This is a genomic window from Hymenobacter rigui (assembly GCF_003944715.1).
GTDB lineage: Bacteria > Bacteroidota > Bacteroidia > Cytophagales > Hymenobacteraceae > Hymenobacter > Hymenobacter rigui.
On record NZ_RWIT01000001.1, the window covers coordinates 894,309 to 917,246 of the forward strand.

Below are 22,938 nucleotides of genomic sequence, written 5' to 3' on the forward strand. Positions count from 1 at the left end.
TAATTTCCAGCTTCTTCTCTTGAAACACCTGATTCACACGCTTAATAAGGCTTTCGACAACCGGGTGCGGTTGGGCGTGATGGCCGTGCTGATGGCGAATGAGTCGGTGAGCTTTAATGAGCTGAAAGAGGCTCTGGACCTGACCGACGGCAACCTGGCCAGCCACGTGGCAGCCCTCGAAAAAGCTGGTTATGTGACCGTCAGTAAGCAGTTCATCGGCAAGAAGCCGAATACCACGTATGCGGCCTCCGTGGAGGGAAAATCGGCCTTTCAGGAGCATCTGTCGACCCTGGAAAAGCTGCTGCGGGGGTAGCAGCTCTCTTTTTTTGTCTCTAAACTTTGAAATACAAAGTTCTTTTAATTAACTCAAAAATCATGGCTACACTGTCTGCCGCTGTGCCTGCTACCGGCCCGGCTCCATCCATACACCGGGTACCGGTGGTGCTGACTGCCCTGCAAAAACTGCTGATTCCAGCCGGGGCCGTTCTGTTCGACGTGTTATTCTGGAACCAGGAAACCGGCCTGAATCTGGCGCTATACACGGTGTTTGTGCTGGTAGCTACGGGGCTGGGTCAGCCCCGGCAGGCGGCCGTATGGCGCTCCGGCTATTTCTGGCTGATGGTGGCGGGCACGGTAATCAGTGCCGGTTGCGTGGTGTGGTACGGCTCCGGGGCCGCCCGGCTGGCCTGCGTGGCTTCCTTGCTGATGGTGCTGGGCTACGTAAATCAGCCCCACCTGAAGCTGGTGGCCTACGCCCTGCTGACGGCATTGGTGTCGGCCGTACGGGTGTTGCCACATCTGGTGCCCTCCTTGAGCTTACCGCAGGGCAGTGCCAACCGCTGGCCGCGCGTCCGGTTCTACGGCCGCCTGTTGCTGCTGCCGCTAGGGGTGTTGGGCGTGTTTCACGTGCTGTTCGTGTTGGCCAACCCGCATTACGAGGCCCTGACCGATACTTTGTTTCAGAAGCTGGGCGAATGGCTACTGGCGTTGTGGCCAGCCTTCTCAGTACCGCATCTGCTGTTCTTTCTGCTGGGGCTGGCGGTTACGGCCGGCGCGCTGGTCATTATTCCCCTGCACTTCTTTCTCGACCAAGAGTCGCGCTTCGGAGAGTTTGTGCGGCGGCAGCGCGACCGGGTAGCCTCGTTCGGGGTGCGCCGCCCCGATTTCCGAGTGCGGACCACTGGCCCGCTGGATCTGCGCAAGGAATACCTAGCGGCCCTGGCCGTGTTTGGACTGATAAATACGCTGCTGCTGGTCGTCAACGTCATTGATGTGCGCTGGATCTGGCTGGGTTTCACCCCGGAGCCCGGTTTCGACCTGACGCAGTTTGTGCACGAGGGTACCTACGTGCTCATCCTGAGTATTCTGCTGGCCATGGGCATTGTACTGTGGTTTTTCCGCCGCAACCTGAACTTCTACCAGCGTGGGTTGCCGACGCTGCGCTGGGGTGCCACCGTGTGGGTGCTGCAAAACGTGGTGCTGACGATATCCGTGGGACTGCGTAACTACTATTACATCCTCTATACCGGCCTTGCCTACAAGCGCATTGGAGTGTACGGCTTTCTGTTGCTCACCTTGTTTGGGCTGCTTACCGTGCTGCTCAAAATCTGGCAGCGGCGTTCCGCTTACTCGCTGGTGCGGCTGAATGGGCTGGCCGCCTACGGACTGCTGCTAGTGCTGGCCTTGGGCAACTGGGAAATCTGGATTGCGCGCTACAACCTCAGCCCCCGCTTCCGCACCGTGGATCTGGGTTTCCTGCTGGAAATGCCCGAGCGGGTACTGCCCGAACTGGTGGCCCGGCAAAGCATGCTCGACGGGGCCACCCGCATCATCATCAGCCCACCCGGCTCTTATACTGAAACTACGGCCACGCCTGAGCAGGCTAAAGCCGCCATCCAGAACCGCGTGGCGGCCTGGCAGCGCAATTACCCGGAGTACCACAGCTGGCAAAGCTGGACCCACGCCGAATCGGCGGCTTATGAGGCACTGTCAGACCGTTAATTCTCCCTGTGAATTTCTCTACCGATGAATCTGCTGCAACTTGGATTTTCGCTGCTGGGCCTGCTCTGGTGCGCCGGCAGCGTGGCCGCCCTGGCCGCCTTACTCACCTGGCGGGAGCGGGCCGCCACCTTCGTCGCCCGCACTCAGCGCCTGCTGATGGTAGTGTTACCCTGCGCCGCCCTGCTGCTCGGCTCCGTGCTCTGGACACTGCTGCACGTGATGTTGCTGTGGGGGCAAAATGAGCCACAACCTATTGCTATTCGCTAACATGGAAGCTACTCCTGCATTCCTACAACCCCATTCCGCCGGCCGCAGCCTGGCGGTGCTGCTGGCCACCTGCGCTGTACTGTGGGTGTGGTGGCAAATTCCGAATTGGTACCGGCTGGGTGCGGCCGATGAAGCTACCCTGGCCCAACTGGTACATCTGTGGCAGCAAGCGTGGCTGTTGGCCCTGCTGGTAACGGCAGCCAACGCCGTGGTGCTGTACCGGGCCACCCTGCCGCTGGCGCTGCCCTCGTCGCCGGCCAGCCTGCTGGATACTCAGTCCTCTCTGGCGGGCGCGGTGTTCTGGCTATGCACATTCTTTCACCTGGCCAGTCTGCTGCTATTGTTGTTGGTGGGAGCCGGCCAATTGTCGCTGAACCCGTTATGGCCCTCCTGAGCTGGCTGGACGCGTTGCCCGGACGGCTGTGGCAGTTCTGGCTGGATACGGTGCTGCCCGCCGTACCCCGGGCAGCGTGGTGGATTGCCGGCAGCATGCTTTTCTGCATCCTGAACCTGGTGTTCGAAAAGGAAATCTGGCCGCACCACAAGCAAATTGGAAATGCGTTTTGCGTGGGCATATTGGGCGGTGTATTCAGTTTGCCATGGCTGGCCGCCCGCGCGGCTGCCCGGATATCGTGGGAGGTTACGGGGCTGTGGAAGCTGCTGTGGCAGTTCCTGACATGGGGACTGTATTTCCTGGCCGTACTCTCCGCAGTACTATTTATCGTTCTTGGATGTATTGCCATACGCAGCGCATAACAACGGCCTGGAGCTGTCATTTTATCACTACAAACCCATTCTTTCCTGCCGGAGGCATACCGGAGATTTGCCTTCGGCAGGAAGTATTCTGTCACCTGTAAGTAAGCAAGGTTTCTCCGCGTAGTACCATTCTGCCTTCTTCTGCGGCACTTCGATCAGCGGGTTGTGGGTTGTTCCGCAACGCCATAGCTTCCGGCCCGGCCGCAACTGGTATATTTGCGGCTCCCAAGTCGGCCCTGCTGGCCTGGTTCGCCTCACTGCGCTCTGCATGTCCGCTCCTCAACCGTCGAATACTCCTGCCGCCGCCGCTCCTGCCCGCCATTGGCCCAACCGTCTTTCCCGGGCGCTGTGGGGCTTTTTTGTGATTGGAGCCGGGCTGTTTCTGCTGTATCCCATTCTGGTGAGCATGAACTTCCTGTTCCTGTTCGGTAAGTCGCCGAGCCTGGAGGAGCTGGAAAACCCGCGGGTGGAGCAACCTTCGCAGGTGTTCACCGCCGACGGGGTGCTCATCGGGCGCTACTTCCGCGAAAACCGCTCCCCGGTGCCGCTCAGCAAAATGTCGCCTTGGCTGATTAAGGCGTTGGTTTCCACGGAAGACGTGCGCTACCAGAACCACTCCGGCATCGACCCTATTGCCATTGCCCGGGCCGTAGCGGGGGCCGCCACCGGCGGCAGCGGGGGCGGGGGCTCCACCATTACGCAGCAGCTGGCCAAAAACCTCTATAAAACCCGCCGCAAGGAAAATACCGGCCTGCTGGGCCACTTGCCGCTGGTGGGCACGCTCATCAGCAAAACCAAGGAGTGGCTCACGGCCGTGGAGCTGGAGCGCCGCTATACCAAGGACGAAATCCTGGCCCTGTACTTCAACACCGTAGAGTATGGCTCCCAGGCCTACGGCGTGAAGGTGGCGGCTAAAACCTTCTATAGCACTTCTCCTGATAGCCTCACCATTGAGCAGGCGGCCATGCTGGTGGGCATGCTCAACAACCCTACGGCGTTTAACCCCAAGTTTCACCCCCAGGCCGCCAAGCGCCGCCGCGACCTGGTGCTCACGCGCATGGGCCAGGCCGGCGTGCTCACGGCCGCCCAGGTGCAGCAGGAGCAGGCCACGCCCATTGCCCTGAAGTATCAGGTGGAAAAGCACGTGGATGGCCCCGAAACCTACTTCCGTGGGGCCGTAAGCCAGGCCGTGAACGAGTGGTGTAAGAAAAACGGCTACGATATGTACCGGGACGGCCTGCGCATCTACACCACCATCGACTCGCGCATGCAGGGCTACGCCGAAGAAGCGGTGCAGAAGAAGATGAAGACGCTCCAACGCTCCTTCGACAACTTCTGGCGCAACCGGGACTCCAACCCCTGGGTGGATGAGGACGGCAAGGAAATTCCCGACTTCATCGAAACCCAGATGAAGCGCACCGAGCAGTATAAGGAGCTGGCGGAGCGCTACAAAGGCCACCCCGACCTCCTGGACTCGGCCCTGCACCGTAAGCACCCCACCAAAGTATTCACCTGGAAGGGCGACGGCGACACCACGCTCATGCTGTCCCCCCTCGATTCGCTGGCGTACTACAAGCACTTCCTGCACGCCGGTATGATGACGATGGACCCCTTCACCGGGCAGGTGAAGGCCTGGGTGGGCGGCCTCAACTACCGCTTCTTCCAGTACGACCACGTGAAGCAGGGCAAGCGCCAGGCGGGCTCTACCTTCAAGCCCTTCGTGTACCTTACCGCCCTGGATAACGGCTACTCGCCCTGTGACCGGATCCGGGATGAGCGGGTCACTATCAAGTACGTAGAGAACGGCAAGCCCATGGAGTGGCAGCCCGACAACGTAACCCGCGAGTACACCGGCATGAACATGACGCTGCGCTACGCCATGGCCCGCTCCGTCAACTCCGTCACGGCCCAGCTCACCGAGAAAGTTGGCTGGGACAACGTGGCCAAATATGCCAACAAAGTAGGTATCCGGAGCAAGCTGCTGCCGGTGCCCAGCATCGGGCTGGGCTCGGGCGGGGATGTCAGCGTGTTTGAGATGGTGAATGCCTACAGCACCTTCGTCAACCAGGGTTTCCGGACGGAGCCCATGCTGGTCACGCGCATTGAGGACGTGAACGGCAACGTACTGGCCCAGTTCGACCCCCAGCAGAAGCGCGTAATTCCGGCCGAAACAGCCTGGCTGATGACATACATGCTGCGCGGCGGTATGGAGGAGCCCGGCGGCACCTCGCAGGCGCTCTGGGACTATGAGCTGTGGAAGAAAAACAACCAAATTGGCGGCAAAACCGGCACCACCAGCAACTACTCCGACGGCTGGTACATGGGCATTACCAAGGACCTGGTAACCGGCGTATGGGTGGGCGGCGAAGACCGAAGCATCCACTTCCTGAACTCCCAGCAGGGCGAAGGCGGCCGGATGGCGCTGCCCATCTTCGGCACCTACATGGAGAAAGTGTACCAGGACCCTGACCTCGATATCCGGATGGGCCCATTCCCGAAACCCACCGTCAACATCACCAAAAAGTACGTGTGCACCACCGAGGAGCCGCGTCGCCGCCGCCGCGAGGAGTCCGTGGATACCATTGTGGTCGATAACCTGCTGGAAAACCTCAACAACGGCTCCGTCCCACTACCCGACAGCCTGGGCGGACAGTAATCCTTACAGGCTTAAATGAAAAAAGCCCTGACCCTAGAGTTTGTCAAAGCTTTATCATGGGCGTTTGGTAAGCCGCCACAGGACTGTAATGCAGGCAATAATCAACGCCGATGCTACCTGAAATGCAGTACGCCATCCAGTAGCCGCAACCAGCTGCTTATGTGGCGCTAATGAATTGCTCCAGGCAATGAAGGCATCGGCAATAGGTAGCTGCCCCAGCAGGTAGGATTTGCCGGTACCGCTGTGCCAAGGCAAGCCAAAGGCCTCAATGCTGTTGCGCAGGCCTACTGCCGTAGTAGTATCACCATAGCGCTGCATGGTGCGGCGGCCCACGATGGAGGCGGCCCCGCCCACGCCCCAGATAACCGGTCCGGAGTCAATATCCTCGGTGGCAGCCACGCCCCGTGCCGATTCCAGCACGCCCGGTAACCCCAGGCGCGTTGTCAGGAACAACGCCCGGTAGCGTTGGAAGTGTTGTCGGGCGTAGGGAGAGTCAATTTCCACCAGAAAGTTGAGCAGCTGACTTTGCGACGACCCACGGGCGGGCGTCAGCACCATGCCACTGCCCGCCTTTACCTCGTGCGGAATAAGCCGGTTGGCATCCAGTCGGGAATCCACAGCCCGGAGCCACTGCTGAATTACACCCTGGTACCGAGGCGGCTGCAGCCGGTCGTGCCAGGCCAACGCAGCCACGCACATCACCCCATCGGCCGGCCAGGCTGCGCCTGCGTAAGACTCCAGCCACGGTGAAGGGCTACCCGCCAGTGCGGTGGCAATGCCAGTGCACTGGCGGTTGAAAAGGCGCAGACTGGCCGTATCCCGTTGGGAAGGCGGCAACGCATGTAGGTAACGCCCCAATGCGTACGCCGACCAGCCCTGATAAAACGCCCCAAAGGGCAGGGGAAGGTCGTGTTCGAAGATAGTCTGCGCCGCCGGGCTTTGGATTTCCTGCAGAGCCCACTTTACTTCGGTCAGCGCTTCCGTATGCAGCGCTGACGCTGGGGGCAACTGGGGGAGCAGCTCCGTCCAAGTAAGCGCATACAGCGTATTCAGGTACACAAATCCCTCAGGGTACAGTTCCTGCATCTGCGCCCCGGCTCCCTGGTGCATGCGCCCCCGCAGAAACTGCAGCTGCGCCACTACATCCTGGTTTACCGGGCGGTCCCGCACCAGCGCCAGTGGCGGGTTATAGTAAAGCTGATAGTTGAGGTATATTATCAGCAGCAGCAGCCCGGCCAGCGGCAGCCGAAGAAACGTGCGCATCGGTGTTGGCTACTCCTCACTATAGAACGACTCCAGCGCCCCACGCAACTGCGGGAACTCGAAGCGGAAGCCTTGTTGCAATGTTTTCTCGGCACTTACACGTTGCGAGGCCAGCACAATCTCGCTCATCTCGCCCATTACCAGCTTCAGCCCGAATTCTGGTACTTTAGGCAACACCAGTGGCCGGTGTAGCACTTCGGCTAGGGTTTCGGTGAACTCCTGATTGGTGACGGGATTCGGGGCCACGGCATTATAGGTGCCCTGCCACTGCGGCTGCTCTAGGGCCTGCATGAACAACCGGCATAAGTCGTCGAGGTGAATCCACGACATATACTGTTTGCCCGAGCCCAGCGGGGCCCCGGCCATCATTTTCACGGTGCGGGCCAGCGGTACCAGTGCGCCACCCTCGGGGCTCAGCACAATACCAATGCGGAAAATAGCTGTCCGAATGTGGTCGTGGGTAGCCACGCCCTGCGCGGCGGCCTCCCATTGCTGACACACTTCAGCCAGAAAGTCATCGGCGGCGGGTGGGGTTTCCTCCGTTACCACCTGGTCGTCCCGGTCGCCATAAATACCAATGGCTGAGGCCGAAATAAAGGCCTGCACGTGGTGATTTTGCTTAGCCAACTCCCGTGCCACGAGCTGCGTACCCGCCAGCCGGCTCGACAGGATTTCGCGCTTGCGCTCCTGCGTCCATTTACCATCCGAAACACTGCTGCCCGCCAGGTTGACGATAAAATCGGCGTAGGGCACGGCCGCCTCGTCGATGATACCAGCAGTGGGGTCCCAGCGGAAGCTGCGGAACCGGCCGCTGCCGGGCGTGCGGCTCAGCAAAGCCACTTCGTATCCGCCATCAATCAGCATTTCCGCCAGGCGGGTACCAATCATGCCGGTACCACCGGTAATTAAAACTTTACGGGACATGGATAGGGTACTGTCAACAGTGGTTTCTGCGTAGTTCGGAGTAAGCAAAAACGGGTGAAATCAAGCGCAAGCTAATAGCAATTAGCTAATTGCTGCTATTTTCCCAACATCCGCAGAAATTCCTGCCGCAGCGTTTCGTCGCGCCCGAAAGCGCCGCTATATTCAGCCGTAATAGTGCTGCTGTTCGTGTCGTTCACGCCCCGACTCATTACGCACAGGTGGTCAGCCTCAATCAGCACGGCAACATCCTCGGTACCCAGCGTCGTTTTCAGTTCTTCAGCAATTTGCCGGGTAAGGCGTTCCTGTACCTGCGGGCGGCGGGCAAAGTATTGCACTACGCGGTTCAGCTTGCTCAGGCCCACCACATGCTCCCCCGGCAGATAGGCCACGTGTGCCTTACCGATGATGGGCACAAAATGGTGCTCACAGCATGAAAAAACGGTGATGTCGCGCTCCACCAGAATATTCCGGTAGTGGTAACGGTTCTCAAACAGGCGTACATCCGGGCGGTGCTTGGGGTCGAGGCCCTTGAACCATTCCTGCACATACATTTTAGCTACCCGCCGGGGCGTGCCGCTCAGGCTGTCGTCGGTCAGGTCCAGGCCCAGCAGCAGCATAATCTCGTGAAAGTGCCCGGCAATGGCCGTTATCTTCTCGTCGTCGCTGAGGTGAAAAGCATCGGGGCGAAGGGGGGTGCGCAGGTCGGCCGGTAATTGGGTATCAACGGCGGAGCGGTGGGCACCGTCTGCGGCAGAGGCCACAGGCACGGGGTTATCCATGATATTCTACAAAATTGCGTTCAGTCTCATACAGCGTAACCGACAAGGCTAGGCTGTCCTTTAGATGAGGACGCAAACGGTTCCAGATGACCACGGCAATATTCTCGGCCGTGGGGTTGAGGTGGCGGAATTCTTCGGTGTCCAGATTCAGATTCCGATGGTCAAAGGTATCCAGAATCTCGCGTTTGATCAGGTCGCTGAGACGCTTCATATCATACACGTACCCGGTTTCCGGGTCGATACTGCCTGTCAGGCGCACAATCAACTCGTAGTTATGTCCGTGGTAATGAGGGTTATTGCACTTGCCGAAAGCGGCTTGGTTCTGTTCATCGTCCCAAGCCGGATTGTGCAGGCGATGCGCGGCATTAAAATGCTCTTTTCGACAGATTGTAATGGTCATAGTCGCCAATGAACAGGGTGGAGTTGCGTTTGTTTGTGATGCTCACAAAGATGGGCAACGCATCAAGGGAATTCATATCGGTATATCGGAATTGTTTTATGGTACCTAAGTAATGAGGAATAGTAATTTTCAAGCAAAACACAGCTTTCTTCAAAAAAATCAATCGGGGGCCTAGCATGATGCTGGGAGTCTGGTTAAATTTGATCAGTCGGATACAGTAAGCCGGCATTTACTTCCTGCACATAACTTCTTTCTCACTCTATTTCATTCCCCTATGAAACGAGGCCTACTCTTCTCCATGCTGCTGCTACTGGCAACAACGGTGACCAGCTTCGCGCAAAAGTCGCCCGTTGACGAAACGGATATGGCCATCAAAGGCATTCCGCGTAAGGGGCAACGTGTTTCCATGCAGTTGGACAGCAAGCGCGTGGAAGATTCCTGGAAAAAACAGCTGGACGAGCAGTTTGGCAGCAAAGTGAAAGCCGACAAAGGTGTATACACGATGGATGGTGTTGTTATCGAAGCCATTTCGAAAACTCCTATCCGCGTAATCAGCAAGGTGGATGCCGTGCCCACGGGTACTACCGTATGGTGGTCGATTGACCTTGGTAACGCTTACCTGAGCAAAGATGCGACTCCCGTACAGTGGAAGTCGGCAGAAGGCTACCTGAAGGATTTTGCCCGCAAGTTGTACCGTGAAGACCTGGCCCTGCAGGTTGCTACGGCCGAGAAGGCTCTGGTACAGTCGCAGGACAACCACATGGCCGTAATTGCCAAGGCTGACGCCATCAAGAAGGACATCGAGAAGAACAAGCAGCGTAAGATTGAAATCCAGCAGCAGCTGGCTCAGAACGCCGCTGAGCTGCAGCAGTACAACAACCAGGTGGATCTGAACCTGAAAGAGCAGGAAGCCGCCCGCGCCGACATTGTGAACATGCGCGTAGCGCTGGAAGCCGTGAAGGAGCGCATGAACAAGATTGAGTAGTCAGTAAACAGCTACCCACCAAAAGGCCCCGCTGAAATTTTCAGCGGGGCCTTTTTGCGTTTTGTCAGGTGGCTATTGCATCCGGCTGCGGACGTATTTCTCGGCTTCTTTCTCATTTTTCCAACCCACAATGCGGGTTTCGGCCGGGCGGTAGCGGTGCTGGAACCACAGGCTCAGAGAGGGCCGCACTCCGGGGTAGTGCTGGTTGAGCGTGGCCCAGTCGGTAGCATCCGGGAGGGTGCGCTGTGCGGGGCGGGCGGGCACGGCCAGCAGCACCGTTTGCAGGGCTCCTTTTACATCCAGCGTGAGCAGGGCAATGGGCGTCACTTCCAGTATGGTACCCTCTGGCTGGGTTTCGGCCAGCACCAGCGCGGTAAGCGGAGCCTCAGCCGAGCCAATTCCGGTAGCTACCCGGGTACCGGGTACAAAACCCATATTGCCGGGCACCGGCAGAAACTCAATCACTTCCTCAGTGCCGGCTTCGTGATGACGCTCAAAGGCGTGGGTAGCAGGGTTGTACTGCTGCTCATGATTGGTGCCGGCGGGCATTTCTACTACCACCTGCAGCAGCTTCCGTTCGGCCGAAAAAGTAGGCAGCTCGGCATAGTTGGTGTGGCAGCTGCTTAGTAGGTGGGTGAGTAGCAGGCCAGGGAGTAGCAGGGCAGATGCACGCATGAAGTTGACAGAGTAAGCCGGTGGACTGGTCATGAAGATAATAAGCCCGGACAGCATGTACTATGCCATCCGGGCTTACCGGTACAGCGCACTGCTGCGGCAGTTATTGGGCCAGCTGCTCGTCGAGGAGACGGAAGGGGCTCAACTGTTCCAGGTGCAATACGAAGCGGATGTTGTGCACAAAATCTTTCCCGCTGTCAGGTAGGCCATTGTTATACTGGGAACCAGCTACGGGCAGGTACAGGCGCAGAATGTTCTTGGCCAGTGGCAATACCAGTCCCGCGCCGTAGTAACCCCGGGCCCGGGCACTGAACGAAGGCCCGGCCACCGTTTTGCCCAGTCCGAAGTCACCATACACGGCCAGTGAAGTCACCGGCAGGTCAGCTTCCAGGTTAAGCGTAGTAAGCCAGTGCTGCGTGCTCACGGGCACGTAGCCTTTGAAGCCCCCGTCCCGGTCATCAGTCTGGTGGACCTGGGCGGTCAGGGCATCGGAAATCTGCTGCCGGTCCAAGTAGGTGTTCTGGTAGCGATAGTCGTAGCTGCCGCTCAGGCCCATCCGGAAGTCGGTGCTGGATTTGAGGAACGTGCCTCCGAATACACGGGCGCGCACCTGCTTCCGGGCGTTATAGTACCGGCCGTAGGTGGCCGTAGCCCGCAGCAGGCTGGCCTGCCGGGCGCTGTTGTCACTGGAGGCATCCGATGACAGGAAGTTCAATTCCACGTGTCCCGACCAGTTCTGTAGAGCATTCCCGTCACTGATGCGGTACTCAGCCGTCTGAATACTGCTGGTGCGGTTCAGGTTGTCGCTCTGCACGGAGGTAGTGGCAAAGCGTACCCAGTGCTGAGCACGGTTATAAGCCGAGTGCGGCAGCTGCAGCGTGATGCTGGGCTCGATTTTGGTGAATCGCGCAAACTGCGTCAGCTGTACCTTCGTGATGAGCTGCCGCACATTGTTGCGGGGCAGCACATTCAGGGATATACTGCCGATACCGTTCAGGGCTGCCCGGTTGAAGCTGAACATGGGCATTGCCAAGAAATTCAGGCGCTTCGGGGCCAGCAGGTTGGTATAGAAGGCCGCGCCCAGCATAAACTTATCGGTGGTATTGGCCCCCAGCACCGGCACCCAGTTGATAAAGTGCCGGTCCCAGCGTTCCACGCTGGCCAGGGGTTTGAGCTGCAGGGGCTCCCAGGTCGGGAAACTACCCTCTACCTGACGCATATCGTCGCGGCGGTTGAGCTGAGGGGTCAGGTAGCCTGGGTCAACCACCACGGAAGCCACGCCCTGGCGCTGGAAGTTGAGCTGCGTTTCATCCTGCTCCTCATCCTCAGTACCGCCAAACACAGGTGTCCATTTCAACTCCAGCACTTTCCCCTGCGCATCCAGGGAGGCCACGGGTACGGCCAGGGGGGCGGGAGAGTCGTTGCGCACCAATACCTTTACCGTGCCGTTCTGGACCAGCATATCCGACAGGGCCACCTCGTAGTGGTTCTGTGTGCCGAGCATATCCTTGAAAAACCAGTCCAGCTTCTGGCCGCTCACTTCCTCAAACACGGCCTGCATATCGGCCGGATATGGGTGCCGGAACTGCCACCGCTGATAGTAGGTATGCATGGCCTCGTCAAACTTCTCCTGCCCCAGATAGCCCGCCAGGTATTTCAGCAGTGAGGCCGTTTTGCCGTACACAATCAGGCCATAATTCAGCTTGCCATACTCCGCCGAAGTGGGCCCGTTCACCGGCTGGTCGAGGCCCCGGGAGGCCATTGCCTGGTACGGAATCTGGTTGAGCGCCGCCGCTGGCAGGCCATCTACACCCAGCTTGCCGGCAATTTTGGGCGACTTCGCCAGGAAATCAAACTGCCCGGCGGTGGGGTTGTCCCGCTCCGCCACGCGGTTTTCCACATAGGAATTCACTCCCTCATCCATCCACGGAAAGTCCCGCTCATTGGAGCCCAGAATACCGTAAAACCAGTTGTGGCCCACCTCATGCACAATGGCTGAGGGCTGGGTTACCGTCACCATCGGATATTCCATCCCCGAGCCGGCGCTCAGCGCTCCGTCTACGGCCGTGGCGGAAGCGTACGGATATTCGCCCACCCACTGCGAGTAGTAGGTCAGGGCATCATTGACGTCCTGCAGGCCTTTAATCCACTTCTGCGCGTCCTTATTGGTGAACAGCACCCATGAGGTCACCTGTCGGCCCGAAGGCAGCGTGACGCCGCTTTTCAGCACATTGAACCGCTTATCGGCAAACCAGGCAAAATCGTGTACCCGATCCTGCACGTAGCGTAGGGTCTTGGTTTCAGCCGCTGAAGCCGGAAACTTCAAATCGGAGCCGAAGTCCTGCGGGGTTTTCTTGGCTGCCGTGGCCGTAGCCAGCTGGTCGAGGCGCTGCTGCTCGTCGGGGTTCTGCAGCACGCCCGTAGCACCTACCGTATAGTTGGCCGGCAGCGTGATGCGCACATCAAAGGAGCCGTACTCCGAGTAGAATTCGCCCTGGTCGAGGTAGGGCATCTGGTGCCAGCCCTTCTGGTCAAATACGGCCGGCTTGGGGTACCACTGCGTAATCTGGTAGCTCTGGCCCACGTGCCCGAACCGGGAAAAGGAATCCGGAATCTTAACCCGGAAGGGCGTGGTAATGGTTGCGCGGGCTCCGGCGGCCAGCGGCTGCGGCAGAATCAGCTTCGCCATATCGGGGCTGGAGGCGTCGTACTCCAGCCGGGCCGGCTGCCCGTTCACCTGAAACTCCAGGCCATCAATGTAGCCGCGCTGGCTGCTGCTGGCAAACTGAAACTTCCGGCTGCCGTTGCGCAGCTGCTGCCGGGCAAAGGCGGTATTGTTGTCACGGTAGGCGTTCGGCCACAGGTGAAACCAGATGTAAGGCAGCGCCTGCGGCGAGTTGTTGGTGTATACCAGCTCCTCACGGCCGCTAAGCAGATGCTGCTTGTCGTCGAGGGTTACGTCGATGGAATAATCGGCCTGCTGTTGCCAGGTCGCGGTGGCTTGAGCCTGGGTAAAGGCTGGAGCCACCATCAGGCCGGCCAGGTAAAGTAGTCGTCGGATTCGCAACATAAAATGAAGGGGGAGAGAACAAAGCGGCAGCGAAAGTAGCCGTTCGGGGCGAGACCCCCGAAGAACCTTCTTGAAAAGCGCACGTTTGCCACATACACCCATCCACCACGCTACTTGGTAGCTCCATTCATTTCTCCTATGTCATACCACAAACAGCCCAAAGACGATACCCAGCACCAGAATCACCTCGACGGCGCCATCAACCTGCTCACGGGAAACCTGCAGGACGAAGCTGAGCGGTCCGGTCTCGATAATCACTTCCAGCGCTGGATTGAGGACCTGAAGGATGCCAACAACCCGGAGCTGCACCAGCTGGTCGTTGACTTGCAGGAGTTGAAAGCGCACTTCGGCGGGGGCTCCATCGATAAGAATGTGGTGAGCCGCCTGTTGCACCGATTGGGTACTGCCACAAGCAAGGCGGCTATCTTTTCGGAAAACCCGAATACGGCTGACCGCATCACCAAACTGGGCGAGGCCCTGACGGCCGCCGCCGGACAGGTACAGGGCGGCCAAGCTTCTCCCGAACAGGATTTGCAACAGGATTCCAGCCAAAGCCGCTAGCCGAGCTGAAAAAGTCCTATAACAGTAAAGCCGGTTTCCTACGTAGGAAACCGGCTTTACTGTTATAGGAAACGGAGAGCGGGTAGCTTAGGCTACGGTAGCCACTACGCGACGCTTCTCTTTGATACGAGCAGCTTTGCCCGACAGACCACGCAGATAGAACAGACGGGCACGACGTACCTGACCACGACGGATTACTTCAATCTTGTCGATGTTAGGCGACAGGAGCGGGAAAATACGCTCGGTGCCAATCTGGTTCGAAATCTTACGAACGGTGAAAGTCTCGCCGTTCGAGTTGGTGTTTTTGCGCTGGATAACTACACCCTGGAACTGCTGAATGCGCTCCTTGTTGCCCTCGCGGATTTTTACGTGGACATTGATGGTGTCACCGGCGGCAAACTTGGGGAAGCTGGCGCGGCGCTCCTGGGATTCCTGCTGGATAAAATCGAGTAGTACGCTCATGGCTGGAAAAACTGTGAAGGACGGCCGCGCCGCCCTGAAGGGTTTCAGGTAAAGAGGCGCAAATATAGCCCTCTGTTTTGATGATTACAAGTCAGTGACCAGATGAATACCGGATTGCCCGAACGGAAGCCCGTCGAAACGGTATATTTCACACTCTCCGGTTATTTATCAGTCACTCAATAAGTCCGGCCGCCGCTGTTGGGTGCGAGCCAGGGCTTGTTCGTGGCGCCAGACGTCAATTTTCGGGGTATTGCCCGAAAGCAGAATATCCGGTACCGCAATGCCCCGCCATTCGGCCGGGCGGGTGTACACGGGTGGGGCCAGCAGGTTGTCCTGAAACGAGTCGCTCAGGGCCGATTCTTCGTTGCCCAGTACGCCGGGCAACAGCCGCACCACCGCATCCACCAGAATGGCGGCTCCTAACTCGCCTCCGCTCAACACGTAGTCGCCTACGCTGATTTCGTGGGTGATGTAGGCCTGCCGGATCCGCTCGTCCACGCCTTTGTAGTGGCCGCACAGAATCAGCAGGTTTCCCGCCAACGACAACCGGTTCACGAGTGGCTGCCGCAGCGTTTCGCCATCGGGGGTCATGTAGATAACCGCATCGTACGGCCGCTGCGCCATCAACTCGTCGAAACAAGCAGCAATGGGCTCCACGCGCAGTACCATGCCGGCTCCACCGCCAAACACGTAGTCATCAATCTGACCGTGCTTGTTGATGGCGTAGCGCCGCAGGTCGTGCAGTTGAATTTCGGCCAGACCTTTATCCTGAGCCCGTTTCACAATGGAGTGGGCAAAGGGGCTGGCCAGCAGATCCGGCTGGCACGTTACAATGTCAATACGCATGGTTTCTGGACGGCCGGCTAAGGCTCTACAACTTCGTCGGGCTCGTCCCGCTCCCGCGAAGCAGGCGTCAGATACACGTCAAGCAAGCCTTCCGGCAGATTCACGTGCAGCTTCCGTGCTGCGGTATCGGCGTGCGAAATCAGCTCGTCGGCCACCGGAATCAGTACCTCCTGACCTTTGTAGCGCATGGACAGCACATCCTGCTGGGGCAGCTCGTAGAAGGTTTCCACGGTGCCCAGCTCTCCGAGCTGCTCATCCACTACTGTAAAGCCAATGACGTCGTGAAAGTAGAACTGGTCTTCGGCCAGATCAGGAAGCTCGGCCACAGGGCGCCACAGTTTGGCATTCCGCAACGGCTCGGCTTCTTCTATCCGGTCAATGCCTTTGAGCTTGAGCAGAGCCCGCTCACCGCTCTGGGGCTGCAGTTTCTCCACGGCATACTCCGTGAGCTTGCCCGGGGCCGTAGGTATTTCCAGTAGCACCGATTTCAGCTTCCGGTACGGCTCCAGGTCATCCACATCGAAGGTGGCTACCACGAAGCCTTTCAGGCCGTGTGGCTTCACAATGGAACCCAGTTCGTAGCAGTCGTCGAGTGTCATGAGCGGAGGAGTGGAAAGGGGGGAAACGTGCGAAGGTGATGGAGTGGAACCAGGCAGCGGCGGGCAGAGCCGTCGACATCCTCGTTACCCCATCACCTTCCTACGTGAGCCGGAAATTAAGCGCCGGCTTCCTCCGTGGTTTCGGCCGGAGCCTCAGCCTCAGTGGTTTCGCCTTCAGCAGCCGGAGCAGCAGCGGCCAGAGCGGCAGCCTGCTTAGCGCGCTGAGCTTCAGCACGGGCTTCTTTTACCTTGGTTTCGGCGGCCAGACGCTGCTGACGAGCTTCATCCTTGGCGTTGCCCAGCGAAGTGCGCTTGCCTTCAATTTTAGCGTCTTTCTGCTCTTTCCAGTCGGTGAAGCGCTGGTCGGCAGTATCCTGCGAGATGGCGCCTTTGATTACGCCCAGCTGCAGGTGCTTGCGGTACAGTACACCACGGTAAGAGAGCATAGCACGAACGGTATCGGTCGGCTGGGCACCTTTCATGATCCAGTCAAATGCCTTTTCGCCATCGAAGTTGATGGTGGCAGGGTTGGTCTGGGGGTTGTAGGTACCGATTTTTTCGATGAAACGGCCGTCGCGGGGCGAGCGGGAGTCAGCAACAACGATGTCGAACATTGCGGCCTTCTTGCGGCCACGACGGGCGAGGCGGATTTTAACTGCCATAAACCGGTTTGGTTAAGCGACGCATCCCGTGCGTCTGGTTGAAAAATGAGGTGCAAAGGTAAGCACAGATTTCGCGGATAAAAAGTATTTCCCGGATTCGGCACTTGTGTATCCTGTCACGAAGCCGGGGTAAGCAGCAAAAAGGCCCTTCCGTTTCCGAAAGGGCCTCTTCACTACTGAGAATATACTTTCAACTTAGGCTGCCATGGGCACATCCTGCTGCCATTTGCGCTTCACTTTCACCACGCCCACTTTATCCAGTACCCAGATGAAAGCGTAGGTGGGGTCCAGCTCCCACTTCTTCACGCCGAAGTTGACGCGCATGGGCAGCTTGTGGTGGTTGTTCTGAAACAGCTCGCCGAACGCCAAAAAGTCGAAGGGCAGGGTGTTCATGGATTTATCGTGGTTGTCGAAGTTCTGGTAGCCGTACTTGTGGCCGCCCCAGTTCACGATGGCGCCGTGGATGGGACCCATCAGGAAGTGGATGGGCAGCAGCAGGAACTGCCACCAGGCGGTAGCAAACTGCACGTAGAACAGCACGTACAGCGCGCCCCAGCCAATACGGGAAACGGCCGTACCGCCGAAGGCCTCCAGCGCCTTCCACTCCGGGGTATCACCTTCAAAACGCTTGGCTTCCTCGTAGCGGTTTTCCACTACCTCCCCGTAAATCACCTTGGTCTTCCACATCATGCTGAAGGCATTGGACGAGAAGTGGGGTGAGTGGGGGTCCAGCTCGGTATCGGAGTAGGCGTGGTGCATGCGGTGCAGCAGCGCGTAGGCCCGGGGTGAGAGGAACGAAGAACCCTGACAGATGTAGGTGAACAGGAAGAAGAACCGCTCCCAGAACTTGTTCATGGTGAACATTTTGTGGGCGGCGTAGCGGTGCAGGTAGAACGTCTGCGTGAAGAGCGACAAGTAATAGTGCGCTACAAAGAAAACGAGTATTGCCATTGGGGCAGAATGATTAGAGGTCGAAACCAGAAACGGCGGGCACGATTGAGGGCAAAAGCCCAAATCCTCAGCTAAAGTTCAAGCGCCGTGCCACAAAACTACTGCCCTGCCTGCCCCAAGTGCAATTCGCCTTATCAAAAGGACAAAATGTTATTAGAAAGTCAGCGGACAGGGTAAGCCGGTGCCTGAAGGCGGCAGACAGCACGCAGGAGCAGCGGGATGGAAAGACGCGTTACACGATTCCCATGCCACTGCTCCTGCGTGCTGTTTCCTGCCTGATATCTGCTAATAGTAAGCTTCGGCGGCTTCCCAGTGGGCTATATCCGGCAGGGGAGCTTTGAAGCACATGGCTTCCTTGGTAACGGGGTGCTGAAACTCCAGCTGCCGGGCGTGCAGGGCAATGCTCACATCGGGGAGGGGAGCCAGGAAGCCGTACTTCACGTCGCCGACGATGGGCGTACCGAGGCCGGAGCTAAGCTGCACCCGAATCTGGTGGGGACGGCCGGTAATGGGATTCACCTGCACCAGCCAGCGTGAGCCGGCTTGGCCCAGCACCTGGTAGTCCAGCTCCGATTTCAGACCCTGGCCGTGGCGCTCGGTATAGGCTTTGGTAGTGTTCCGGATGGGGTCTTTCACCAGCCAGTGCGTGAGGTGGCCCTGGGCAGGAGCGGGGCATTTGCCAGTGAGGGCCCAGTAGGTTTTATGCACCTTATTGTCGCGGAACATCTCGTTGAGGCGGCTCAGGGCTTTGCTGGTTTTGGCCAGTGCCACCACGCCGCTCACGGGCCGGTCAAGGCGGTGCGCTACACCCACGAAGGCGGCACCGGGCTTCTTGTACTTAAAGCGCAGGTATTCCTCGGCTTTGGCCGAGAGGGGCTCGTCGCCGGTAGCGTCACCCTGCACCAGTAAACCAGCGGGCTTGTTGATGATGAGCAGATGGTTGTCTTCGAACAGGATTTCCCGTCCTTCAGCCCACAGATTTGGTCGGTTCACTCTTTGAGAAAGAATTAAAAATTAAAAATTAAAAATTAAGAATGGGGTGAAGCAAGCGGACTGTGAAGTTCGTGTTGCAAGTCCAGTAGCGTAATTTTTAATTTTTAATTCTTCATTTTTAATTGGTTTAATACGCTTCTTCCGACGTGGGGAAGTCGCGGGCTTTTACGTCCTGAATATACCGTTGCACGGCATCGTGCATCAGGTCGCCCAGCTCGGCATAGCGGCGCAGGAAGCGGGGCTTGAACTCTTTGGTAATGCCCAGCATATCATGCACCACTAGCACCTGCCCGTCTACATCGGGGCCGGCCCCAATGCCAATAACCGGGATAGTCAGCTTCTCGGCTACCTGTTTGGCCAGAGACGACGGAATTTTTTCCAGCACCAGGGCAAAGCAGCCAATTTCCTGGAGTAGCAGCGCGTCCTCAATCAGCTTCTGCGCCTCGGCCTCTTCCTTGGCCCGCACCGTGTAAGTGCCAAATTTATAAATACTTTGGGGAGTAAGCCCCAAATGGCCCATTACGGGAATGCCGGCCGTCAGAATGCGCGTGATGCTGTCTTTGATTTCGGCACCGCCTTCCAGCTTGATACCGTGTCCGCCTGATTCCTTCATGATGCGAATGGCGGAGCGCAGTGCCTCGGAGGAGTTGCCCTGATAGGAGCCGAACGGCATATCCACCACCACAAACGCCCGCTTCACAGCGCGCACCACGCTCTGAGCATGGTAAATCATCTGGTCGAGGGTAATAGGTAGGGTGGTTTCGTGGCCGGCCATGACGTTGGAAGCCGAGTCGCCGACCAGCAGTACATCCACGCCCGCGCCGTCCAGAATCTGCGCCATCGAGAAGTCGTAGGCGGTGAGCATGGAAATTTTTTCACCGCGCTGTTTCATGGCCAGCAGCTGGTGCGTGGTCACGAGTTTGACTTCTTTGTGCTGAGACATAGAGGTAGGGAAAAGAAAGTAAAAGAAACCGGTGGCCATTGCCAGGGGCGGGGCAAAAGTGCCTAATTTCTTTTAATCGGCCGGGCCACCACGAGTATTTTGCCGGCTACGGGACCTGAGCAGCTACAGTGGCTAGTAGTTCAGGAAGGTGCGGTTGCGGCTCAGCTTCAGGCTCTGGAGCAGCGTCGATTTGGCGGCAATAGTAACGAAATAGCCCCGTGTGGTGCCAAAGGGGCGCCAGTTGCCGTTGATCTGCCAGCAGTGCAGATCTTTGGTGAAGTCGAGCGAGGTGAAGGCCGGCGTACGGTTGATGAAGTCGTAGTTGGTGCTGAAGCCGAAGCGGAAGGTTTCGGTGAGCTTCACTGAGCCGTTCAGGTTGAGCGTAGCCGCCGTGTACGGCGACCTGCGGGGACGTGAGGTCAGCTCCGGCAACGGGCCTTGGTTGGCGTAGGAGGCCGTAAAGCTGGTATTCAGCTCCCACGGAATCGAGAAATCCACGTAATCCTCGTAGGGGTTTATCATGCGGGGAGAACCCAGCTGCGGGTCATTCACCGGAGCCGCATCCCGCTTGATGGTCGATTTTTTGGCTCCCTGCGCCGGGTTGAACTGATACGACAGCGAGGCATTGGCCGTGGAAAGGCGGGCAATCCGGATGTTATCCTGCTGCCAGAGGTATCTGTTAATCAGCGTGCCGGTGGAGTCGCGCTGGTAGAACTCGAAGTTGGCGTTCAGGGTCACGTTGAGCTTGCGGGCAACCTGCGTCCGGAACGTGGACGACAGCGGCGCCAGGTTCAGCCGGTCGGCCGCAAAGTTGTAGCCGGTGCTGAAGTCCAGCCCGTCAATCAGGCTTACTTTGTTGAAGGGCGTATTGCCGGTGGTGTCGTTGGAGTTGCGCACCTTCATTTCCACGGCATTCTGCAGCGAGAAGCTCAGCTGGCTGACGCGCGTGGCCGTGGGGTAGCCGTAGATGAATCCATTGTACTGGGGCAGCAGAAAGCCATTGCCATTGGCAATATACGTCTCGCCCTCTTCGTATAGGCGGCCGGTGGCGGGGTCGCGCAGGCCGGGGGTAGCAATCCGCTCCAGCCCCGAATTTCTGGCCGAGCTGGTGGGTGTGTAGTTGTAGGTGAGGCTGGGCGTGATTTTGTGGCGCAGGGCCTGAATCTTGTGAGTGCCTTTGCGCACAAGGGTCCCATAGAGGTTGGTGCTCATGCTGGCCCCATAGGATACGGCGCTGAGACGGTTGAAGCTGACCGTGGTATCCACCCGAATGGCTTTGGCCGTTTCGTTATAAGAGTAGTCCAGCCGCTTGAAATACCAGATTTCGTTGTAGGTGACCGTGGGGCTGAAATTAAGGTGGGCAAAATTGAAGCTGCCCAGCGTAATGCCGAAATTATGGCGCATGCCCGTTTGAGAGTTACGCAGCAGCTTATCAATGTTCTTCAGCTTCACGGGCATAATCAGGGCCGTGCTGGAGCCACCCAGCAGCGGAATGGCGCCGCCGTTAATCTGGCGGGCGGCAATATTATTGGACAGTTTGTTCTGGAACGTCAGATCATAGGAGAAGGCCAGCTGCTCGTACGCCTTGCGGGGCTGAATTTTCAGAATATCATACACGTACTGCCGGGCCAGCTGCGCCGACACGTCGGGCAGCGTGAAGTCCATGGTGCCGGTCTGGTTATTCTGGCTCTGGCTCAGGTTTACGCTGTAGTTGATGGGCGCGTACCGCAGCTGCTTGGAGTAGGTGATGGTGGACTGGAACGCGGAGCTGAGGTAATTCCGCACGTTGTAGGAGTTCTGGCGGAAATAGTTGTTGCTGCTCACGTTTACATTGGCCGAGAACCGGCCCCCGTTGGGACGAGGTACCGGCGTGTGGTTCCACATCAGGGCAAACGTGCGGGCCGAGCGGGGGACGTTGTACGCGGGATTGGTATTGGCGTCGGTAGTACCCAGCAGGCGCTCCGTGGGCTGGGAGCTGTAATTAAACGTGAACAGGCCCTGGTAGCGGTACCGGGTGATATACTGCATTTCGGCGGTGCCGCGCCAGCCCCCGAACCGGTCGGCGTTGCCGGAGTAGATGTCGCCGGTGAGGCGCACGCCGATGTGTTCATTGGCGGCCCAGTAGTAGCCCCCGTTGCGCAGGAAAAAGCCCCGGTCGGCGGCCTGTCCGAACGTGGGAATAATCAGGCCGGAGGAGCGGCGCTTGTTTTTAGGCGAGGGGAAATACCCGAACAGAAAGCCCAGCGGCGTCGGAATATCCCCGATAACCAGATTGAAAGGTCCCGTAACCACGCTCTGGCCCGGTATCACCTTCATCTTGCTGGCGTTGATGTAGAAGTGTGGATGCTCCAGGTTACAGGTGGTGTAGCGCCCGTGCACCCCGAACATTTCGTTCAGCTCGTTCTTCTTGATGGTTTCGGCGTGGATGTACCCTTCGCCCTGCTGCGTAACCACATCGGTAATGCGGCCCCGCTTGCTCTTGATGTTGTAGTCGATGCGGCCGGCCTGGTACGTGGTGCCGCCCTGCACAAATACCGGCTTGTCCTGCACGCGGCCGGTAGAGTCGGCGGCGCCCTCGGCCGTAACCAGGTTCTTGCTGTAGTCCACGGTAATCAGCGCGGCTTTCAGGTTCATCTCGCCGTAGTCCACGTTGGCTTTGTCGTAGAGAATGGCGCGCTTGTTCTGCACCTCAAACCGGATGGAGTCCTGGGCCTTGTACTTCACCGTACTTTCCACCGCGCCTTTCCGGCCGGCGGCCACCCGCATGGTGTCGGGCGTGCCCGATACCTGCAGGCCCGTAGTATCGCGCACCGGGCCGGCGGGGGGCGGGTTCAGAATTTTGGGCGCCGTGGTCCGCACATCGGCGGGCACGTTGGTAGTGCTCGGGCGCTGCTGGGCAACGGCCGGCACAAGCAGGCCCAGGCTCAGCACCAGCGTGAGCAGGCCGGAGAGCCGCCGCAGCGGCCATAACACACGCAATACAGTAGGGAACACAGGCGCGAATGAGGCCACGTAGTTTTTATCGTTTATTTTGTGGCGGTTTGCAAAGGTAGCGGGTCGCTGCCCCAACTAACGAACTCCGTGCGGAATATTGTCGCTCTGGGCATGGCGGCCCTGTTTTCCCTCGCCGGTTTTGCTTTTCCTC

22 protein-coding genes are annotated in these 22,938 nt (G+C 58.4%); 8 read left to right on the forward strand and 14 right to left on the reverse strand.

All coding sequences use genetic code 11. The features are described from left to right. The first annotated feature begins 19 nt into the window (after positions 1 to 19). From EI291_RS03755 to EI291_RS03780, 6 genes are all read left to right on the forward strand, one after another. Positions 20 to 313, forward strand: a complete 294-nt coding sequence (locus tag EI291_RS03755; RefSeq protein WP_125418097.1) for a winged helix-turn-helix domain-containing protein — start codon at positions 20 to 22, stop codon at positions 311 to 313. A 62-nt stretch (positions 314 to 375) separates the two neighbouring features. Further along, positions 376 to 2,001 (forward strand): DUF4153 domain-containing protein, encoded by a 1,626-nt coding sequence (locus EI291_RS03760; protein WP_125418099.1) that lies wholly within the window; start codon positions 376 to 378, stop codon positions 1,999 to 2,001. 24 nt (positions 2,002 to 2,025) lie between these two features. Continuing rightward, on the forward strand, positions 2,026 to 2,268 hold the full coding sequence (locus tag EI291_RS03765; RefSeq protein ID WP_125418101.1) for a hypothetical protein: 243 nt from the start codon (positions 2,026 to 2,028) through the stop codon (positions 2,266 to 2,268). A gap of 1 nt (position 2,269) precedes the next feature. Then, positions 2,270 to 2,662, forward strand: coding sequence for a hypothetical protein (locus EI291_RS03770; protein ID WP_125418103.1), 393 nt, complete (start codon positions 2,270 to 2,272; stop codon positions 2,660 to 2,662). Then, on the forward strand, positions 2,650 to 3,024 hold the full coding sequence (locus EI291_RS03775; RefSeq protein WP_125418105.1) for a hypothetical protein: 375 nt from the start codon (positions 2,650 to 2,652) through the stop codon (positions 3,022 to 3,024). Before EI291_RS03770 ends, EI291_RS03775 begins: the two co-directional genes overlap by 13 nt. 268 nt (positions 3,025 to 3,292) lie before the next feature. Beyond that, positions 3,293 to 5,680, forward strand: coding sequence for a transglycosylase domain-containing protein (locus EI291_RS03780; RefSeq protein WP_240635352.1), 2,388 nt, complete (start codon positions 3,293 to 3,295; stop codon positions 5,678 to 5,680). A 54-nt stretch (positions 5,681 to 5,734) separates the two neighbouring features. On the opposite strand, the gene EI291_RS03785 is transcribed toward EI291_RS03780, so the two are convergent. The 4 genes from EI291_RS03785 to EI291_RS03800 form a co-directional block, all read right to left on the reverse strand. Beyond that, on the reverse strand, positions 5,735 to 6,943 hold the full coding sequence (locus tag EI291_RS03785) for a hypothetical protein (protein WP_125418107.1): 1,209 nt from the start codon (positions 6,941 to 6,943) through the stop codon (positions 5,735 to 5,737). Between the two features lie 9 nt (positions 6,944 to 6,952). Continuing rightward, positions 6,953 to 7,867, reverse strand: a complete 915-nt coding sequence (locus EI291_RS03790) for a TIGR01777 family oxidoreductase (RefSeq protein WP_125418109.1) — start codon at positions 7,865 to 7,867, stop codon at positions 6,953 to 6,955. A gap of 95 nt (positions 7,868 to 7,962) precedes the next feature. Beyond that, on the reverse strand, positions 7,963 to 8,646 hold the full coding sequence (gene folE, locus EI291_RS03795; RefSeq protein ID WP_125418111.1) for a GTP cyclohydrolase I FolE: 684 nt from the start codon (positions 8,644 to 8,646) through the stop codon (positions 7,963 to 7,965). After that, the gene (locus EI291_RS03800) at positions 8,639 to 9,046 is read right to left on the reverse strand and encodes a 6-pyruvoyl trahydropterin synthase family protein (RefSeq protein ID WP_125418113.1); all 408 of its coding nucleotides are present in this window, start codon (positions 9,044 to 9,046) and stop codon (positions 8,639 to 8,641) included. Before EI291_RS03800 ends, folE begins: the two co-directional genes overlap by 8 nt. Before the next feature lie 274 nt (positions 9,047 to 9,320). Here EI291_RS03800 and EI291_RS03805 point away from each other — a divergent pair, with 274 nt between their 5' ends. Continuing rightward, positions 9,321 to 10,031, forward strand: a complete 711-nt coding sequence (locus tag EI291_RS03805) for a DNA repair ATPase (RefSeq protein WP_125418115.1) — start codon at positions 9,321 to 9,323, stop codon at positions 10,029 to 10,031. A gap of 72 nt (positions 10,032 to 10,103) precedes the next feature. Here the strand turns inward: EI291_RS03805 and EI291_RS03810 are convergent, their stop codons facing one another. Both EI291_RS03810 and EI291_RS03815 read right to left on the reverse strand, forming a co-directional pair. Beyond that, entirely contained in the window at positions 10,104 to 10,706 is a 603-nt protein-coding gene (locus EI291_RS03810) for an inorganic diphosphatase (RefSeq protein WP_170172484.1), read from the reverse strand. A gap of 103 nt (positions 10,707 to 10,809) precedes the next feature. Then, positions 10,810 to 13,776, reverse strand: coding sequence for a M1 family metallopeptidase (locus tag EI291_RS03815; RefSeq protein WP_125418119.1), 2,967 nt, complete (start codon positions 13,774 to 13,776; stop codon positions 10,810 to 10,812). 138 nt (positions 13,777 to 13,914) lie between these two features. On the opposite strand from EI291_RS03815, the gene EI291_RS03820 reads away from it, so the two are divergent. Beyond that, a complete protein-coding gene (locus EI291_RS03820; protein WP_125418121.1) occupies positions 13,915 to 14,337 on the forward strand; it encodes a hypothetical protein in 423 nt (140 codons plus the stop codon). Between the two features lie 87 nt (positions 14,338 to 14,424). Here EI291_RS03820 and rplS read toward each other — a convergent pair whose 3' ends face one another. The 8 genes from rplS to EI291_RS03860 all read right to left on the reverse strand — a co-directional run bounded on the left by rplS (position 14,425) and on the right by EI291_RS03860 (position 22,766). Further along, positions 14,425 to 14,799: a 50S ribosomal protein L19 gene (gene rplS / locus EI291_RS03825; RefSeq protein WP_125418123.1), complete on the reverse strand. Its 375-nt coding sequence runs from the start codon at positions 14,797 to 14,799 to the stop codon at positions 14,425 to 14,427. A gap of 168 nt (positions 14,800 to 14,967) precedes the next feature. After that, entirely contained in the window at positions 14,968 to 15,645 is a 678-nt protein-coding gene (trmD, locus tag EI291_RS03830) for a tRNA (guanosine(37)-N1)-methyltransferase TrmD (protein ID WP_125418125.1), read from the reverse strand. Positions 15,646 to 15,662: 17 nt separating this feature from the next. Further along, positions 15,663 to 16,244, reverse strand: coding sequence for a ribosome maturation factor RimM (gene rimM / locus EI291_RS03835; RefSeq protein WP_125418127.1), 582 nt, complete (start codon positions 16,242 to 16,244; stop codon positions 15,663 to 15,665). A 116-nt stretch (positions 16,245 to 16,360) separates the two neighbouring features. After that, entirely contained in the window at positions 16,361 to 16,906 is a 546-nt protein-coding gene (locus EI291_RS03840) for a 30S ribosomal protein S16 (RefSeq protein WP_125418129.1), read from the reverse strand. A gap of 195 nt (positions 16,907 to 17,101) precedes the next feature. Beyond that, positions 17,102 to 17,857, reverse strand: a complete 756-nt coding sequence (locus tag EI291_RS03845) for an acyl-CoA desaturase (RefSeq protein ID WP_125418131.1) — start codon at positions 17,855 to 17,857, stop codon at positions 17,102 to 17,104. 285 nt (positions 17,858 to 18,142) lie between these two features. Further along, a complete protein-coding gene (locus EI291_RS03850) occupies positions 18,143 to 18,850 on the reverse strand; it encodes an RluA family pseudouridine synthase (protein WP_125418133.1) in 708 nt (235 codons plus the stop codon). 127 nt (positions 18,851 to 18,977) lie between these two features. Next, positions 18,978 to 19,793: a 3-methyl-2-oxobutanoate hydroxymethyltransferase gene (gene panB / locus EI291_RS03855; RefSeq protein ID WP_125418135.1), complete on the reverse strand. Its 816-nt coding sequence runs from the start codon at positions 19,791 to 19,793 to the stop codon at positions 18,978 to 18,980. A 132-nt stretch (positions 19,794 to 19,925) separates the two neighbouring features. Continuing rightward, a complete protein-coding gene (locus tag EI291_RS03860; RefSeq protein WP_125418137.1) occupies positions 19,926 to 22,766 on the reverse strand; it encodes a putative LPS assembly protein LptD in 2,841 nt (946 codons plus the stop codon). Positions 22,767 to 22,938 lie beyond the last annotated feature (172 nt).

What these genes read in the sequence shown, in the direction of transcription:
- EI291_RS03760 (WP_125418099.1), top strand. Translation starts at nt 376, where the DNA reads ATGGCTACACTGTCTGCCGCTGTGCCTGCTACCGGCCCGGCTCCATCC.
- EI291_RS03765 (WP_125418101.1), top strand. Translation starts at nt 2,026, where the DNA reads ATGAATCTGCTGCAACTTGGATTTTCGCTGCTGGGCCTGCTCTGGTGC.
- EI291_RS03770 (WP_125418103.1), top strand. Translation starts at nt 2,270, where the DNA reads ATGGAAGCTACTCCTGCATTCCTACAACCCCATTCCGCCGGCCGCAGC.
- EI291_RS03775 (WP_125418105.1), top strand. Translation starts at nt 2,650, where the DNA reads ATGGCCCTCCTGAGCTGGCTGGACGCGTTGCCCGGACGGCTGTGGCAG.
- EI291_RS03780 (WP_240635352.1), top strand. Translation starts at nt 3,293, where the DNA reads ATGTCCGCTCCTCAACCGTCGAATACTCCTGCCGCCGCCGCTCCTGCC.
- EI291_RS03785 (WP_125418107.1), bottom strand. Translation starts at nt 6,943, where the DNA reads ATGCGCACGTTTCTTCGGCTGCCGCTGGCCGGGCTGCTGCTGCTGATA.
- EI291_RS03790 (WP_125418109.1), bottom strand. Translation starts at nt 7,867, where the DNA reads ATGTCCCGTAAAGTTTTAATTACCGGTGGTACCGGCATGATTGGTACC.
- folE (WP_125418111.1), bottom strand. Translation starts at nt 8,646, where the DNA reads ATGGATAACCCCGTGCCTGTGGCCTCTGCCGCAGACGGTGCCCACCGC.
- EI291_RS03800 (WP_125418113.1), bottom strand. Translation starts at nt 9,046, where the DNA reads ATGACCATTACAATCTGTCGAAAAGAGCATTTTAATGCCGCGCATCGC.
- EI291_RS03805 (WP_125418115.1), top strand. Translation starts at nt 9,321, where the DNA reads ATGAAACGAGGCCTACTCTTCTCCATGCTGCTGCTACTGGCAACAACG.
- EI291_RS03810 (WP_170172484.1), bottom strand. Translation starts at nt 10,706, where the DNA reads ATGCGTGCATCTGCCCTGCTACTCCCTGGCCTGCTACTCACCCACCTA.
- EI291_RS03815 (WP_125418119.1), bottom strand. Translation starts at nt 13,776, where the DNA reads ATGTTGCGAATCCGACGACTACTTTACCTGGCCGGCCTGATGGTGGCT.
- EI291_RS03820 (WP_125418121.1), top strand. Translation starts at nt 13,915, where the DNA reads ATGTCATACCACAAACAGCCCAAAGACGATACCCAGCACCAGAATCAC.
- rplS (WP_125418123.1), bottom strand. Translation starts at nt 14,799, where the DNA reads ATGAGCGTACTACTCGATTTTATCCAGCAGGAATCCCAGGAGCGCCGC.
- trmD (WP_125418125.1), bottom strand. Translation starts at nt 15,645, where the DNA reads ATGCGTATTGACATTGTAACGTGCCAGCCGGATCTGCTGGCCAGCCCC.
- rimM (WP_125418127.1), bottom strand. Translation starts at nt 16,244, where the DNA reads ATGACACTCGACGACTGCTACGAACTGGGTTCCATTGTGAAGCCACAC.
- EI291_RS03840 (WP_125418129.1), bottom strand. Translation starts at nt 16,906, where the DNA reads ATGGCAGTTAAAATCCGCCTCGCCCGTCGTGGCCGCAAGAAGGCCGCA.
- EI291_RS03845 (WP_125418131.1), bottom strand. Translation starts at nt 17,857, where the DNA reads ATGGCAATACTCGTTTTCTTTGTAGCGCACTATTACTTGTCGCTCTTC.
- panB (WP_125418135.1), bottom strand. Translation starts at nt 19,793, where the DNA reads ATGTCTCAGCACAAAGAAGTCAAACTCGTGACCACGCACCAGCTGCTG.